Source organism: Streptomyces sp. NPDC059564 (assembly GCF_042735575.1).
Lineage (GTDB): Bacteria > Actinomycetota > Actinomycetes > Streptomycetales > Streptomycetaceae > Streptomyces.
In genome coordinates this window covers 26,834-43,917 of record NZ_JBHWBP010000025.1, presented here as the reverse complement: position 1 = coordinate 43,917, position 17,084 = coordinate 26,834, and the positions used below count along the sequence as shown (strand labels likewise).

Here is a 17,084-nt window from a genome sequence, read left to right as displayed (position 1 = left end):
TCCACGCACACCCCGCCATACCCGATCTGTTGGGGTCGGGTGGGCTGGGATATGTGTATACGACCCCCCCCCCCCCCCCCGGCGCGGCGGACCCGGGGTCCGCCGGGCCGGGGTTCACGAGGGCTCCGAAACCGGCAGCGGGGCCGGGGCGGGGGCCGGGGCGCCGGGGGACCAGAGGTCTTCCGGGGTCAGGTCGGCGGGGCTGTACTGGCCGAGTGCGCTGATCAGCAGCCGGGCCTCCAGTGCGAGCGCCTCCACCAGCCGGACCAGGCCCGCCCCGGGGTCCTCGTCGACCGCGAGCAGGGCCGCCCGGCCCAGGCCGACCGCCCTCGCCCCCAGGGCCAGGGCCCGCACGGCGCGGCCGCCCTCCCACATCCGGCCCGAGGCGAGCAGGGTTCCCGCCGGGCGGCCGATGCGGCGCAGGCATTCGGCGAGCGGCAGCCCCGCCTGGTCGAGGAACACCCGCGGCGCCCAGCCGGTACCGCCCTCGGCGCCGTCCACGGTGACGGCGTCGGCGCCCGCCGCCCAGGCGGTGGCGGCCGCGCCGGCGATGTCCCGGCCCGGGTGGAACTTCACCCAGGTGCGGGCCAGCGGGAAGTTGTTCCGCATGAACCGCAGCTGCTGGCGGACGATCTCCTCCGTGAAGGTCCCCGGGGTCGCGCACCGCAGCAGCCGCCCGCCGGGATCGCCCAGCAGGTCCCGTACCGCGAACTGCCCGCCCAGCCGCTCCGCTTCGGCCGCGCCGACCACCGTCATCCCGCCGAGGCCCGGCTTCGCGCCCTGGCCCGCCTTCAGTTCGAAACCGAGGCGGCCGGAGTCCCGCAGCGGGCGGGTGCCCGGGTCGCTGTAGAGCAGGTTCCACACCTCGGAGTCGGCGTCCTCGGTGGACTGCTGCACCACCACCCCGCCCACCCCGTCGGGGAGTTCGGCCGCGTACGCCGCCACCCGCTCCAGCAGTGCCGAGCTGCTGCCGTAGCCGTGCACCGGGACCATGTTCTCCCCGATCACCATCGGGATCCCGAGCCGCGCCGCCTGCCGGCCCGCGGCCACGCCGAGGTCACCGCTGCCGGCCCGGGTGGAGCCGAACGCCGAGAGGTAGAGGGGGAGGGAGGACGCGAAGCCGCCGACCTCCGTGCGCAGGTCCACGTCCTCGTACGAGGGTTCGCGGCCCAGGTCGATGAGCTTCTCCAGCCGCCTGGGCATGAACACCGGAGGCACGAGGCGCAGTTCGTCGAGGGCGTCCTGGGCCGGGCCGTCGTACGAGGCCCCGAACAGCGTGGCCCCGTACTCCCCGGCCGCCGGGAACACCTCGGCCGTCCCGGCCCGCGCCCGGGCCCGTACGGCCTCCTCCGGGAACCCCGTCGCCCGCAGCCCGCTCACGGCGCGATCACCCCCGGCAGCTTCGGGTAGGCGCTGACCTGCCACAGCGCGTCCAGCCCGGTCAGGAACCGGACGAGGCGCTGCAGGCCCATCCCGAAACCGGCACTGGGCTCGATGCCCTCGCGGGCCAGCTCCAGGTACCAGGCGTACTTGGCCGGGTTCTCCCCGCTCTCCCGCATCCGGGTCACGATCGCCGCGTAGCGGCTCTCCCGCTCGCTGCCGCTGACCAGCTCCCCGTACCCGCCGTGCGCGATGAGGTCGAAGTTGCGCAGCACGCCCGGGCGTTCGGGGTCCTCGCGGTCGTAGAAGCCGCGCGAGCCCTTCGGGTAGTCGTTGACGAAGAACGGCCGGTCCGCCTCCAGGGAGAGCACCTTCTCGCCCTCCCAGTCGATCTCCGCGTCGGGACTCTGCGGATGGCCGCGCCCGATCAGCCGCCGGGCGGCCTCCCCGTGGGTCAGCGCGTCGAACTTGCCCTGCCGCAGTTCCGCGAAGTCCAGTTCCTCCCGGCCCAGTTCGCGCAGCAGGTCCGGCACGGCCGTCCACACGTGCTCCACCACGTGCGTCAGCAGCCCGGCAGCCACCTCCTGCGCGTCGGCGCGGGTGCCGCCCGCCATCTCCACGTCGATCTGGTGGAACTCCACCAGGTGCCGGCCCGTGCCCGCCGTCTCCGGCGGCTCCACGCGGACGTTCGGCGCGATGTAGAAGAGTCTCGGAAAGCCCTTCAGCGAGGCCTGCTTGTAGAGGATCGCGCTCGTCATCAGCTTGTACGGCTGCCCGTAGTAATCCACGTCGAGCGCTTTCGCGCCGCGCCCGCCGGGGTCCGTGACCGGCCCGATCAGCGGCGGCAGCAGCTCCACGAAGTCCGCGCCGCGCAGGAACTCCCGCGCCGCGTGGAGGACTTCCTGCTGGACGAGCATCGCCGACCGCAGCTGCGGGGACCGCAGGTGCGCGCCGAGCGGGGGAGGGGTGCGAAGGTCCATGCCGACTCCTGGCTGTCCGAATGCGATGGGGGCGGGGGTGATGTCGTGGGGTCCGTTCATGTGCCGGCCCCGGGGCCGTCGTAACGCCGGGCCACCGAGCCCAGCGCCACCAGCAGCCCGTCCGAGGTCAGGGCCCGGCGCGAGGGCGCCTGCGCGTACGGGGCCACCGGCATGGCGCCGACCTCGGACCAGCGCAGCCGGCCGCCCGCGTCGACGAAGCTGCGCGAGCGGCCCGCGTTGTCCGGGTGCAGGCAGTACGGGACGTCGAGCACGCCCCGCGCGAACGCGGAGCGCAGCGCCCGGCCCGGGTCCTCGGCGAGTTCCAGCACGGCCTCCACGAAGGCCCGGGCCTCCCGGTACACCTCGCCGCCGGCCGGCCCGGGCGGATCGGCCGGGCGCTCGCACAGGGCCGCGGTGGCCGCCGCCGTCTCCAGGGCCCGTACGTTCTCCAGCACGGTCGGGATCCGGTGCGCCTCGGCGGCGGTCTTCACGATCAGCCGCTGCGCCCCGGACCGTACGGCGAGCCGCGCCGAGGCCTCCAGGATGCGGGTCGCGCCCCGCGCCGTCCGGGGGAAGACCCCCATGTACGTGTAGAGGACGACGTGCCGGTCCACCTCGGCGGGCAGGAACTCGGCGGCGAGGCGCCGCAGTGCGCGCACCGCCTCCGCGTCCTGCGCGGGGTCGGTCTGCTGGGCGTAGCTGAGGGAGACGCTGCGGATGCCGTGCCGGACGAAGAACAGGCCCTCCAGCAGGCTCAGCGCCACCAGCAGGCCGGGCGGGCAGAGCTGGCCGAGCATGCAGCCGCCGAAGCTCTCCAGGTGCGGTGACCGGGGTGAGGGCACCAGCGAGGCGAGCAGTTCGCAGCAGCGGGCCCAGTTCTCCACGGACTCGGCGAGCGGGGTGCGCCCGTAGGGCAGGCAGTACGAGACCGGTCCGCCCTCGGTGGCGTCCAGCCCGGCGGCCGCCAGCGCCCGGATGATGCCCTCGGGGCGGGAGGAGCCGTGCCGCACCTGGACGGGGAAGGCCGGGTCCAGCACCCCGTCCAGCAGGGACCGGGTGAGGCCGGTGGAGTGGGTGGCGATGGGGTAGCCGTTGAGCGGGGTGCCCTCGGCGACGGCGGCGCGGGCGGCGTCCTGATCGCCGACCCGGGTGTAGCTGTCGATGGTGAGGGTGCCGACGGTGGTGGCGACGGCGCGCTTGGTGCGCTCCAGGCCGGCCCGCATCCGGCGCGGGTCGCTGAAGCCCATCCGGGGCTGGACGACGAGCTGCCCGGAGGCGGCCGCGCGGGCGACGAAGGCGCCGAAGGAGGTGTCGGGGGAGGCCGGTTCGCAGGTCCCCGCGGGGGCGAGGAGCGTGGCGCCGCCGCTCATGCCACGGCCTGCCGGGCGCCCCGGCCGTCGGCCGTGAGGGCGTCGAGGAACTCCCGCAGGGCGGTGGTGTCCCCGTCGTCGAAGACGGCGTCGCAGCCCGCGTCGAGGAGCCGCCCGCGCTGCTGCGGGTCCGCGACCCCGGCGACGCCCAGCTTGCCGCCGATGACGAAGGGCAGGGTCACGCCGGCCCGGCGCAGGGACCGGACGGCGCTCAGCCCGTCCCGGTAGCCGTGTCCGTTCACGCTGCTGACGACCACGAGGTCGGGCCGGCCCGGTCCGCCGGCCGCGCAGGCCCCGGCCAGCAGGTCGTCCGGCACGCAGGGGCCCAGGTTGTGGACCCGGTGTCCCAGCTCCTCCAGGAAGAGCTGGAGGTAGACGAGGTTCCATGTGTGGGAATCCGATGCCGTACCGCTCAGCAGAATGTGCATATTCCGTCGTCGCATACGAGGAATATAGGAAGCGGCGGGCCGGCCGAGGGGAAGTTGCGGCGGCAGTATCGGGGAATTCCCGACGGGGCCGCGGGGCATGCGGAAAAGCCGTGCCCCGCAATGCGGGACACGGCTTTTCCTTCGGGCTGCGATGCGTTTCTAGGCGTACTGGGCGACCAGGCCGCGCGGGCGGATGTCGGTCCAGTTCCGCTCCACGTAGGCGAGCGCGTCCGCCCGCGTGCCCTCGCCCCACACGACCTCCCAGCCGCCGGGGACCTCGGCGAACACGGGCCACAGAGCGTGCTGGCCCTCGGCGTTGACCACGACGTGGAAGGTGCCCTCGATGTCGTCGAAAGGATTGGTCATGACAGACTCCTCAATTTCTCGGAAAGGATGCGGCCGATCAGTGCGAGAGGTTCCGGCTCGCCCATTCTGGTGTGCGGGACCCCGATGACATGGTTTTCCACGGGGCCGTCGACATAGGGAATCCAGTGCCGGGCGAGGGTGTTTTCCGTTTCCCCGTCCTCGATGGCCGCCAGGAACAGCAGGTCGGTGGCGACCGGGCGCGGGGCGTACAGGTTCATGATTTCGGCGTGGTTGATCGAGGCGCCGATGACCGAGCGGATCTCGGCGTCGGAGAAGGCGCCGAGCACCGGGTCCTTCAGCCGGACCAGGCCGATCAGGGCGTCCACGTCGAAGGGGGCGTCCTCGGGTTCGTCCGTGGCGTCGCCGACGAGCATGTCCCGCTTCTGCGCCGGCGTCATCCGCCGCCGCTCGGGCTCGGTCGGCAGCAGGTGGACGTCCATCATGGCGAGGAGGTCGGTGCGTTCGCCCAGCTCGGCGAGGCGGACGGCGAGCGCGTGGGCGACCGTACCGCCGAAGGACCAGCCCAGGAAGCGGTACGGGCCGTGCGGCTGGACCTCCCGGACGAGCGGGAGGTAGTCCTCGACCATCTCCTCCACGGAGGCGGGGGAGTGGCCCAGCTCGCTCAGGGCCCGCGCCTGGATCGCGTACAGCGGCTGGTCCGGGCCCAGGTGCTGGGCGAGACCGGCGTACGGCCAGCCCACGCCCGTCCCCGGATGGACGCAGAACAGCGGCGGCCGCGACCCCCCGGTGTGCAGCGGAAGCACCACGCCCATCGGGTCGAAGCCGGTCGGCTCGTCGCCCAGCAGCCCCGCCACCGTCGGCGTGCGGAACAGGTCGCGGACGCCGCGATCCAGTCCCAGTACGGTCCGCATCCGGCTCACCAGCCGCACCCCGAGCAGTGAATGACCGCCCAGGCCGAAGAAGTTGTCGTCGATGCCGACCCGCTCCACGCCCAGGATCTCCGCGAACAGCCCGCACAGGATCTCCTCGCGCGGGGTGCGCGCCGCCCGGCCCGTGCCGCGCGGTGCCACGGCGGGCGCCGGCAGGGCCTTGCGGTCGGGTTTGCCGTTGACGGTGAGCGGGATCGCGTCGAGGAGCACCGCCGCCGACGGGACCATGTGCTCGGGCAGTTCGCCCGCCGCCCAGCGCAGCAGCCCGGTGTCCGTCAGGGTGTGCCCGGCGCGCGGGACGGCGTACGCGACGAGGCGCTTGCCGCCCGGGCCGTCCTCGAAGACCACCACCGCGACCTGCCCCACCCCCGGATGCCGGGCGAGGGTCTCCTCGATCTCGCCGGGCTCGATCCGGAAGCCGCGCAGCTTGATCTGGCCGTCGGCCCGCCCGATGAACCGCAGTTCGCCCTCGGCCGTCCAGTGCACGAGGTCGCCCGTGCGGTACATGCGGCCGCCGTCGGCGCCGAAGGGGTCCGCGACGAACCGCTCGGCGGTCAGGCCGGGCCGGCCGACGTAGCCGCGGGCCACCTGCGTACCGGCGATGTACATCTCGCCGGGGACGCCGGCCGGCACCGGCCGCAGCCGTTCGTCCAGGACGTGGATCCGGGTGTTGTCGAGGGCCGCGCCCAGGTAGACCCCCCGTACGACCCGTTCGGTGAGGGGGAAGCGCTGCTGGTGCGAGGCGAAGGTGGTCTCGGTGGGGCCGTACGAGTGGACGAGCACGGTCTCCGGGCAGTGGTCCAGGACCCGCTGGAGGGCGCTCGGGGAGGCCACGTCCCCGCCGGTCCACACCTCGTCGAGGAGCTTGAGGGTGTCGAGGCCCTCGTCCGCCATGATGTGGAAGAGCCCCATCGTGAAGTAGGCGGCCGAGACCTCGTGGGTGCGGATCGTGTGGTCCAGTCCGGCGACGTCCGTGCCGTCGCCCGGGGCGATGACCAGCTGCCCGCCGTTCAGCAGCGGCACCCACAGCTCGTAGGTGGAGGCGTCGAAGCCGATCGCCGAATGGACCAGCATCCGGCGGTGGTTGGCCAGGTCCCAGCAGCGGTCGGTGACCAGCTCCACCACGTTGCGGTGGGTGACGCCGACGCCCTTGGGGCGGCCCGTGGACCCGGAGGTGAACATCACGTACATCAGGGCGTCCTCGCCCACCGCGATCCCCGGATCGGTCACCGGGTAGCCGGAGACGGCGGTGTCCACCGACAACACGCGCACCCCGGAGTCCAGTTGGCGGCGGACCTGTGGCAGGGAGGCGTGCTCCTCCCGGACCAGCAGCACCCGTGCGTGCACGTCCTCCATGATCATGTCGACCCGGGCCTCGGGCAGTCGCGGGTCCAACGGCACGTACGCCGCCCCGCACTTGAGCACTGCCAGCGCCGACACCAGCAGGTGCGGGGTGCGTTCCAGCAGCAGTCCCACCGCCGCGTCCCGGCCCACGCCCGCCTCGGTCAGCCGGTGCGCCAGCGCGTTGGCCCGCGCGTCCAGCTCGGCGTAGCTCAGGGTCTCCTCCTCGTAGGAGACCGCGATCCGCCGCGGCGTCCGGCGCGCCTGCTCCGCGAACCGCTCGTGCACCAGACCGCACGCCGCCCGCGGCGCGGCGGTGTCGTTGTAGGCGGCCAGCCGCAGCTCCTCCTCGGGCGACAGCAGCCGCACGTCCCCGATCCGCCGCTCCGGGTCCTCGGCCACCGCCCGCAGGGTGCGCGCCACGTGCCCGGCGAGCATCGCCGCCGTGCCCTCGTCGTACAGGTCGGTCGCGTACTCCAGTACGCCCTCCAGCCCGCCCGGCGCCCCGGCCGCGTCGCGGGTCTCGCGCAGCGACAGGGTCAGGTCGAACTTGGTGAACCCGGAGTCCGCCCCCAGCGGGGTCCCGGCCAGCGTGCTGCCCGACGGGGTCCGCGGCTCCGCCGGGTGCACCTGCACGATCACCTGGACGAGCGGGTGGCGGGCCGTCGAGCGCACCGGGTTGAGGTGCTCGACGACCAGGTCGAACGGCAGCTCCTGGTGGGCGTACGCGGCCAGCCCCGTCTCCTTCACCCGGCCGACCAGCTCGGAGAACCGGGGGTCGCCGGAGGTGTCGCAGCGCAGCACGAGGGTGTTGACGAAGAACCCGACCAGGTCGTTCAGGGCCTCGTCGTCCCGCCCCGCGACGACCGTGCCGAGCGGCAGGTCGGTGCCCGCGCCGTGCCGGGTGAGGGTGGCCGCGAGGGCCGCCTGCACCACCGTGAACAGGGTGGTCCCGTGGTCCAGGGCGAGCCGTTCCAGCCGCGCGTGCGTCGCGGCGTCCACCTCCAGGGGCGTCGCCGCACCCCGGTAGGAGGCCTCGGCCGGCCGGGTCCGGGCCGCCGTCGGTTCCAGCACGGGCGGAGCGCCGGCCAGGGTCCGCTCCCAGAAGGCCAGGTGCCCGGCGGCGGCCCCGCCCTCCAGGGCGGCCCGCTCCCACAGGGTGTAGTCGGTGTACTGCACCGGCAGCGGCTGCCAGGCGGGTGCCACCCCGTCGAGCCGGGCCTCGTAGGCGGCGGCCAGGTCCTCGAACAGCGGGCCCGCGGACCAGCCGTCGGCGGCGATGTGGTGGACCAGCACCACCAGTACCTGCCGGTCCCCGCACGTGATCAGCGAGGCCCGCAGCGGAAGGTCCGACGCCAGCGCGAACACGTGCCCGGCGGCCGCGTCCACCGCCGCCTCCAGGCCGCCCTCCGGCGCCGTGACCAGGTCCAGCACGGGCCGCGCCCCCTGGCACACCCGCTGGTACGGCTGACCGTCGACCGCCGGGTACACGGTCCGCAGGACCTCGTGCCGCCCGGCGACATCGGCCAGCGCGTCCGCGAGGACGGCCGGCTCCAGCGGCCGCTCCAGGCGCAGCGCGAAGGGGATCGTGTACGACCGCGACGGCCCCTCCAGCTGGTCCACGAACCACAGCCTGCGCTGCGCGTACGACAGCGGGATCCGCTCCGGCCGGTCCGTTACGGGGACCAGCGCGGGCCGCCCGGCCGGCGCGGCCTCCCGGGCCAGGCGCACCGCCAGCTCGGCGGGGGTCGGCGCGAGGAACAGGTCCCGGATCCGGGCCTCCAGCCCCAGCGTGGCCCGGATCCGGTTCACCAGGCGCACCCCCATCATGGAATGCCCGCCCTCGGAGAAGAAGTTGGCGTCCGGAGCCACCGGCCCGTCGAGGCCGATCACCTCCCCGAACAGCGCGCACAGCACCTGCTCGACGGGGGTGTTGCGGGCCCCCGGCGCCCTCTCGGGGGTCCGGGCCGCGGCGGCCAGGAGGCGCTCCCGGCGCCCGGCCACCGCCCGGGCCTCCTCGGCGGTGAGCAGCGGCCGGCCGGCGGCCGGCCCGGCGGGGTCGTCGGCCGCGCGCGCGAGGGCCCGTACGAACAGGTCCAGCAGCAGCCGCGCCGTCTGCGCGTCGAACAGGTCCACCGCGTACTGCCACCACACCTCCAGGCCGCCGCCGGGCAGCTCCACGCAGGAGGCGCTGAGGTCGAACTTGGCCACCTCCAGGCCCGGTTCGACGAACCGTCCGGACAGCGGGCCTTCCGGCCCGGCGTCCTCCCCGCCCTGTTCCTCCTGGGCGGTCAGCATCACCTGGAAGAACGGGTTCACGGCCAGCTCCCGGCGCGGCCGCAGGTGCTCCACCAGCAGGTCGAAGGGCAGCTCCTGGTGCGCGTACGCCGCCAGGTCCGCCTCCCGCGCCCGGTCGACCAGCTCCGCGTACGAGGCCTCGCCCGAGACGTCGGTGCGCAGCACCAGGGTGTTGACGAAGAACCCGACCAGGTCGTTCAGGGCCTCGTCGCCGCGTCCCGCGACCGGGGTGCCGATCGCGATGTCCGTTCCGGCGCCGACGGCGGCCAGGGCCAGGGCCAGCGCGGGCTGGATCACCATGAGCAGGCTCGCGCCCCGCTCCTCGGCGAGCGCGGCCAGCCGCCGGTGCGCGTCCGCGTCGAGGCGGGCCGTGAGGGTGGCGCCCGCGCCGGTGGGCTCGGCGGGCCGGGGCCGGTCGGCGGGCAGGTCCAGCACGGTCGGCATGCCGTCCAGGGCGTGGCGCCAGTGCGCGAGCAACTCGGCGGGATCCTCCAGCAGTTCGCGCTGCCACAGGGTGTAGTCGGCGTACTGGACCGGCAGCGGCTCCCGGTCGGGCCCGGCCCCCGCGAGGCGGGCCGCGTAGGCCTCGGCCAGATCGCGCAGCAGGGGGCCCACGGACCAGCCGTCGGTGGCGATGTGGTGGGTGAGCAGCGCGAGGGTGGCGGTGCCGTCGCCGGGCAGGAACAGGGCTGCGCGCAGCGGCAGATGGGCGCCGAGGTCGAAGGCGGCGGCGGTGAAGGCGGCCACGAGGCCGGGGATCTCGCCGGGCGCGCGGTCGTGTACCGCGAGCGGCACCGGGGGCGACGGGACCAGCACGTGCTGGTAGGGCTCGGCGTCCACCGCCGGGTACACGGTGCGCAGCACCTCGTGGCGCTCGACCACGTCGGCGAGGGCCGCCGCGAGGGCGGCGTGGTCGGGGACGGCGTCGAGGCGGAGCACGACCGGCAGGTTGTAGGTGGCCGAGGGGCCCTCCAGGCCGGCCAGGAACCACAGGCGGCGCTGGGCGAAGGACAGCGGGACCCGGTCCTCGGCGGGCAGCACCCGGCCGTCGAAGACGGCGTACGGGTCGGGGGCGGTGGCCGGGGCCGTGGCCGGGGCCTTCAGGGCCTTCAGGGTCTTGCGGTCGATCTTCCCGGACGGGGTCCGGGGCAGTGCGGTCAGCAGGGTCACCGTGCCCGGGACAGCCGCCGTCGGGAGCTCCGCCCGTACCCTCTCCCGCAGCTCGGTGGCGCCCACCCCGTCGTCGGCCACCACGAAGGCGGCCAGCCGCCGGACCCCGTCCGCCGTCTCCTGGGCCACCACGGCCGCCTCGCGGACCCCGGGGTGCGCGGTCAGCACCGACTCCACGGAAGCCGGGTCCACCCGGTGTCCGTTGATCTTCACCTCGTCGTCGGCCCGCCCCTGGAAGCCCAGTTGGCCGTCGTCCCGTACGTGGACCAGGTCGCCGGTGCGGTACGCGCGTTCCCCGTCCAGCGCGGCGAACCGGGTCCGGTTCAGCTCCGGCCGGCCGAGGTAGCCCTCGGCGAGAGCGCCGCCCAGCAGCCACAGCTCGCCGTCCACGACGGCGGCCCGCACCCCCGGGAGGGGCGTGCCGATGGGCACCGGACCGCCGGGGTGGCGGGACAGGTCGGCGACGGTCGCGACGACGGTGGCTTCGGTGGGCCCGTACGTGTTCAGCAGCCGCACCCGGTCCGGGTCCACCACCCGGCACCACTGCGCGACCCGCTCGGGCAGGGCTGCCTCGCCGCCGATGACCACGGTCCGCAGGGTGGGCGGGAGCCGGTCCACCCCGGAGGCGAGGGCGTGGGCCAGCTCGTGCCAGTACGCGGTGGGCAGGTCGAGCACCGTCACGCCGTGCGCGGCGCAGCCGGAGAGGAGCCCGGGGACGTCGAGCATCTCCTCGTCCCGCAGGACGAGCGCGGCGCCCGAGCCGAGGGTCAGGAAGATCTCCTCGACGCTTGCGTCGAAGTGCAGCGGGGCGAACTGCAGGACCCGGTCCTCGGCGGAGATCCCGTAGCGGGCGGTGGCTCCGGCCACGAAGTGGGCCAGGGCCCGGTGCCCGACGACGACCCCGTTCGGGGTTCCGGTGGAGCCGGAGGTGTAGATCACGTAGGCGGCGCCCGGGGCGACTTCGGCGCCGGGAAGTACGAACTCCCCTTCACCCAATGCCGGTTCGCTGCCATTGCAGTCGAGGAGGATCGCGGTGGTGCGGGCGGCGGGGGCGGCCGGGTCGAGCGGCAGGTAGGCCGCGCCGGTCCGCAGCGCCGCGAGCAGCCCGACGACGGCGTCGATGCCGCGCGGCCGGTGCACCGCCACCAGCCGGCCGGGACCGGCCCCTTCGGCGGCCAGCGCGTCGGCCCGCAGCGCCACCGCCAGGGCCAGCTGCCCGTACGTCATCCGGCGCTTGCCGTGCACCAGCGCGAGCCGCCCGGGGCCGGCGACGACCTGGGCGTCGAGCCGGTCGAGCACACCGGGAGCCGGGGTGATCGCCGGGCCGCCGTCCAGGACGGCGCGGGCGGTGGGGGCGGTCGAGGGCATCGCGGAGCCTCCAGGCGGGGTGGTGGGAGCGGACCGCAGTCCGTACCCCCAAGCTAGGCACCCCCCGACCCCCCGGCGGGCAGTCCCCCCGGCAGCTCCCACCCCACCGACTGCCGCCCCGGACTGCCGCCGAACCCTCCCGGGGTGATGCCGGCTTCTCGCCGCTCCGGGGCTCCGGGCGGGCGCGCGGGGGCGGGGCGTGCCGGACGGCCCCGCGCGGCACGTCGCGCGGGGCCGGGGTGTTCGCGGGTGGGTCAGGTGCGTACCCGGGTGCCGCCGTGGGTGCGGCGGCGGAGGGTGGGGGTCGGCGGGGGCGGGGTGGTGGGGGGTGTTGACAGGAGGGTCGCCAGGCGGGTCGGGGTGGGGTGGCGGAAGACCTCGCGGAGGGTGAGTTCGCGGCCCAGTTCCGCTCGGATCCGGTTGAGCAGGCGTACCGCGAGGAGGGAATGGCCCCCGGACTTGAAGAAGTTGTCGTCCGGGCCGACCTGTTCGCGCTCCAGCACCTCCCCGAAGAGCCGCAGCAGGGTCCCGGTCAGCGGTGTGGCGGCCGGCTCCGGGGCCGGAGCGGCGGTGGGCGTTTCCGGCAGGAGCACCGCCGACGGGACCGCGTACTCCGGCAGCCGCTCCGCCGCCCAGGCCTGGAGCTCGGCCTCCGTCGCCCCGCCGGCCGTGGCCTCCGCGAGGACCTGGTCCGCTTCCACCCGGGCCCGCGCCGAGGTGACCGCCGGGTGTTCCGTCAGGACCGCTTCGACGCGGGCCAGGTCGATCGGGTAGTCCCCGGCGAGCGGACGCGCGGGGCGTCGGTCGGCCGGGCCCGGGAGGGCGGAGAGGCGGCGTGCCGGGTCGGAGGCGAACAGCTCCAGTGCCGTCACCAGGAGCGCCGCCAGCCGGCCCGCGCCCGAAGGCCCGTACAGGTCGGTGGCGTACTCCAGCACCCCGGACAGCCCGCCCCCGGCCCGCTCGGTCAGCGCGAAGGTGAGCTCCGACTTCGCGGTCCGCGCCGCGAAGGACCGTTCCGTGCCCGCCAGCGGCCCACCCAGGGCCCCGGCCGGAGCCGGGTTCACCTGGAGCATCACCTGGACGAGCGGGTCGTGCGCCGAGGAGCGGTGCGGGTTGAGGGCCTCCACCAGCAGGTCGAACGGCAGGTCCTGGTGCGCGTACGCCTCCAGGTCCGCCTCCCGCACCCGGTTCACCAGCTCCGCGAAGGAGGGGTCCCCGCCCGTGCCGGTGCGCAGGACCAGCGTGTTCACGAAGAAGCCGACCAGCCCCGACAGCGCGTCGTCGCCGCGCCCCGCGACCGTCGTGCCGATCGCCAGGTCGGTGCCCGCCCCGGCCCGGGTCAGGGCCGCCGCCAGCGCCGCCTGCACCACCATGAACAGGGTGGCGCCCTGCGCGTGCGCGATCCGGACCAGCGCGCGGTGCGTGTCCGCGTCCACCTCGAAGCCGGTGACCGCCCCGTGCCCCGAGGGGACGGCCGGCCGGTGCCGCTCCGTCGGCAGGTCGATCAGCGGTGCCAGTCCCGCCAACGCCCGGCGCCAGTACGCGACTTCGGGCTCCGGGTCGGCCAGGAGTTCCCGCTGCCACAGCGTGTGGTCCGCGTACTGCACGGGCAGCGGCGACCAGCCGGGCTCCCGGCCCGTCGTTGTCCGCGCCTCGTACGCCGCCGTCAGGTCGGCCAGCAGCGGTCCCGCGGACCAGCCGTCCGCCGCGATGTGGTGCAGGAGCAGCACCAGCGTCTGCGGGCCACCGTCCTGCGCCAGGATCAGCCAGGCCCGCAGCGGCAGGTCCCGCGTCAGGTCGAAGACGTGCCCGGCCGCCTCGTTGACGGCCGCCGCCACGTCCGCGGTCTGCACCAGCTCCAGCTGCGGCCGCGCCCCCTCCAGCACCCGCTGGTACGGCTCCCCGCCCTCGATCCCGTACACGGTGCGCAGCACCTCGTGCCGCGCGGCGACGTCGGCCAGCGCCCCGGCGAGCGCCACCGGCTCCAGCGGCCGTTCCAGGCGCCGGACCAGCGCGATGTTGTAGGTGGCGGACGGCCCTTCCAGCTGGTCCAGGAACCACAGCCGGCGCTGCGCGTACGACAGCGGCAGCCGTTCGGGCCGGTCCGTCACGGGGACCAGCGCCGGCCGCGCCGACCCCGCCCCGGCGGCCGCGCCGAGGCGGCGGTGCAGGGCCGACGCCGTCGGGGCCAGGAACAGGTCGCGGATCCCCGCCTCCACGCCGAGGACGGCCCGGATCCGGTTGACGAGCCGGCTGGCGAGCAGCGAATGCCCGCCCGACTTGAAGAAGTTGGCGTCGGCGGCGATCGTCTCCGCGCCGAGCACCTCCGCGAACAGCCCGCACAGGATCTCCTCGCGCGGGGACGCCGCCGCAGTGGCGGCCGTCGCGGCCGGTGCCGCCGCCGGGGCGAGCGCCTCCCGCCGGGCCCGGCGTTCCGCGAGGCGCCGCCGCTCCGGCTCCCGGACCAGCTCCAGGGCGCCGAGGCGGGCCGCCGGGTCGCCGGCGAACGCTTCGAGGGCCCGTCCGTAGACGTCCAGCAGGAGCCGGGCCGTGTCCTCGTCGAAGAGGTCGGTGGCGTACTGCACGTGTACGTCGAGGCCGCCCGGGCCGCCGTCCGCCGTGTGCCGTTCCGCGCAGTGGAAGCTCAGGTCGAACTTGGCGGCGCCCAGGTCGGTGCTCCCGGCCCGGCCCGCGACCGGGCCGAGCAGCACGCGGTCGTCGGCGGCTTCCCGTACGGTCAGCATCACCTGGAAGACGGGGTGTTCCCCCAACGCCCGCCCCGGTTCGGCCAGTTCCTCGACCAGCAGGTCGAAGGGCAGGTCCTGGTGGTCGAAGGCGGCCAGGTCGGCGTCCCGCACCCGTTCGACGAGCTCTCCGGCCGCCGGGTCACCCGACAAGTCGGTGCGCAGGGCGAGGGAGTTGACGAAGCAGCCGACCAGCTCGTGCAGGTCCTGGTCCGGGCGGCCCGCGACCGGGGTGCCGATCGCGAGGTCCTCGCCCGCGCCGGTGGCGGACAGGGCCGCGGCCAGCGCCGAGCGGGCCACCATGAACAGGCTCGCCCGCCGCTCCCGCGCCAGTGCCGCCAGCGCCCGGTGCGCGTCCGCGCCCACCGTGGTGGACAGGGTGGCGCCGCGGCCCGAGGGCTCGGCCGGACGCGGCCGGTCGGCGGGCAGCTCCGTGCGCGGGGGCATGCCCTCCAGCGCCTCGCGCCAGAAGCCGAGCAGGGCCGCCGGATCGGCCAGGAGTTCGCGCTGCCACAGGGCGTAGTCGGCGTACTGCACGGGCAGCGGCGGCAGTTCGGGGGCCCGGCCCGCGCACCGGGCGGCGTACGCCTCGCCCAGGTCGCGCAGCAGCGGGGCCAGGGACCACCCGTCGGTCGCGATGTGGTGGACCAGCAGCACCAGCACGGACCGGCCGTCGCCGGGCAGGAACAGCCGCGCCCGCAGCGGCGGCCGCTCCGCCAGATCGAACGTCTCCCGGCTGAACGCGTCGACCAGCGCGTCGAGTTCGCCGGGCCCGCAGCCGGTCACTTCGAGGGGTTCGCCGGGACCGTCGAGGATCCGCTGGTACGGCTCCCCGCCCTCGGCCCCGTACACCGTGCGCAGCACCTCGTGCCGCGCCGCCAGGTCGTCCAGCGCGGCGGACAGCGCCGCCCGGTCGGGGACCGCGTCCAGCCGCAGCACCAGCGGAGCGTTGTACGCCGCCGAGGGGCCCTCGATGCGGCCCAGCAGCCACAGTGCGCGCTGCGCCGCCGACAGCGGGATCCTGTCCGGCCGGTCCGCTACGGGAACCAGCGCGGGCCGCGCCGCGCCCGCGCCGCCCGCTTCGGCCAGCCGCCGGTGCAGCGCGGCCGGGGTCGGTGCCAGGAACAGGTCGCGGATGCCCAGCTCCAGGCCGAGCGCGCCCCGGATCCGGTTCACGAGCTTGCTCGCGAGCAGCGAATGGCCGCCGCTGCGGAAGAAGTTGGCGTCGGCGGCGACCGCTTCGCCGCGCCCGAGGACCTCGGCGAACAGCCCGCAGAGGATCTCCTCGCGCGGCGAGAGCACGTCCCGGCGGGCCGGGACGGCTTCCCGGGCCGGTGCGGGCGCCGGGGCCGCGGCGGTGCGGTGCGCCCGCGCGGCCAGGGCCTTCGCCGCCGTGGCGGGGAGCAGTTCCAGGCCGCCGAGGCGGGCCGTCGGATCGGCGGCGAACGCTTCGAGGGTCCGTACGTACAGGTCCAGCAGGAGCCGGGCCGTGTCCTCGTCGAAGAGGTCGGTGGCGTACTGGAGGGCGAGGTCGACGCCGTCCGGCCGGCCGTCGGCGGTGTGCCGCTCGGCGCAGTACCAGGTGAGGTCGAACTTCGCCGCGTCCAGGCCGACGTCGGCCAGACGGCCGCCGATCCCGCCGCCCAGCTCCACCCGGCCGCCGGCCGCGCCGCCCGCGTCCACGGTCAGCATCACCTGGAAGAAGGGGTGGTGGCCCAGGGCCCGTTCCGGGCTGAGCCGCTCCACCAGCAGGTCGAAGGGCAGCTCCTGGTGTTCGTACGCGGCCAGGTCCGCGTCCCGGACCCGGTCCAGCAGCTCCCCGACGGCCGGGTCGCCCGACAGATCGGTGCGCAGCGCGAGGGAGTTGACGAAGAAGCCGACCAGGTCGTAGAGGTCCTCGTCGGGGCGGCCCGCGACCGGGGCGCCGATCACCACGTCCTCGCCCGCTCCGGCCGCCGACAGGGCCGCCGCGAGGGCCGCCCGGGCCGTCATGGTCAGGCTCGCCCCGCGGCCGCGGGCCAGCGCGAGGAGCCCGCCGTGCGCGGCCGCGTCCAGCCGGGCCGTGACCGTGCCGCCCCGGCCCGACGGTTCGGCCGGGCGCGGCCGGTCGGCGGGCAGGTCCACGACCCCCGGGGCCCCCTCCAGCGCGGCCCGCCAGTACGCGAGTTGTTCGGCGGCCAGGCTGTCCGGGTCGGCGGGGTCGCCGAGGAGCTCGTGCTGCCACTGGCTGTAGTCGGCGTACTGGACGGGCAGCGGATCCCCGCCGGGGGCCCGTCCGGTCAGCCGGGCCGCGTAGGCCCGCGCGAGGTCGCGCAGCAGGGGGCGTACGGACCAGCCGTCGGTGGCCACGTGGTGGATCAGCAGCACCAGCGTGGAGGTACCGTCGCCCGGCAGGAACAGCCGTGCCCGCAAGGGCGGTTCGGCGGTGATGTCCAGGGGCTGCCGGACGAAGGCGGCCACCGCCGTGTCCCGTTCGCCCGGCGCGCACTCCTCGGCGGTGAGCGCCGCGGAGGGGGCCTCCGCCAGCACCCGCTGGTACGGCTCCGCGTCCGGCCCGGCCGGCAGGACGGTGCGCAGCACCTCGTGCCGCTCCACGACGTCGGCCAGCGCGAGGGCGAGGGCCCCGGCGTCGGGTTCGCCGTCGAGGTGCAGGACGACCGGGGCGTTGTAGGTCGCGGAAGGGCCGTGCAGCCGGCCCAGGAACCACAGCCGGCGCTGGGCGTACGACAACGGGATCACGGTCATGTCC

At 75.5% G+C, this 17,084-nt stretch carries 7 protein-coding genes; all 7 read right to left on the bottom strand.

The genetic code is table 11. The features are described from left to right. Positions 1-114: 114 nt before the first annotated feature. Complete coding sequence (locus ACFV0Q_RS07845; RefSeq protein ID WP_385002078.1) at positions 115-1,380, bottom strand: glutamate synthase-related protein; 1,266 nt, start codon at positions 1,378-1,380, stop codon at positions 115-117. Continuing rightward, complete coding sequence (locus ACFV0Q_RS07840) at positions 1,377-2,360, bottom strand: asparagine synthetase A (RefSeq protein ID WP_385002075.1); 984 nt, start codon at positions 2,358-2,360, stop codon at positions 1,377-1,379. The genes ACFV0Q_RS07845 and ACFV0Q_RS07840 overlap by 4 nt, the downstream gene beginning before the upstream one ends. Positions 2,361-2,416: 56 nt before the next feature. Next, positions 2,417-3,730, bottom strand: a complete 1,314-nt coding sequence (locus tag ACFV0Q_RS07835) for a methylaspartate mutase (RefSeq protein WP_385002072.1) — start codon at positions 3,728-3,730, stop codon at positions 2,417-2,419. Then, the gene (locus ACFV0Q_RS07830) at positions 3,727-4,173 is read right to left on the bottom strand and encodes a cobalamin B12-binding domain-containing protein (protein WP_385002069.1); all 447 of its coding nucleotides are present in this window, start codon (positions 4,171-4,173) and stop codon (positions 3,727-3,729) included. Before ACFV0Q_RS07830 ends, ACFV0Q_RS07835 begins: the two co-directional genes overlap by 4 nt. 144 nt (positions 4,174-4,317) lie before the next feature. Continuing rightward, positions 4,318-4,524, bottom strand: coding sequence for an MbtH family protein (locus ACFV0Q_RS07825; RefSeq protein ID WP_385002066.1), 207 nt, complete (start codon positions 4,522-4,524; stop codon positions 4,318-4,320). Continuing rightward, on the bottom strand, positions 4,521-11,591 hold the full coding sequence (locus ACFV0Q_RS07820; RefSeq protein ID WP_385002063.1) for an amino acid adenylation domain-containing protein: 7,071 nt from the start codon (positions 11,589-11,591) through the stop codon (positions 4,521-4,523). The genes ACFV0Q_RS07825 and ACFV0Q_RS07820 overlap by 4 nt, the downstream gene beginning before the upstream one ends. 254 nt (positions 11,592-11,845) lie before the next feature. Further along, positions 11,846-17,074, bottom strand: coding sequence for a condensation domain-containing protein (locus tag ACFV0Q_RS07815; RefSeq protein WP_385002081.1), 5,229 nt, complete (start codon positions 17,072-17,074; stop codon positions 11,846-11,848). Positions 17,075-17,084: the final 10 nt, after the last annotated feature.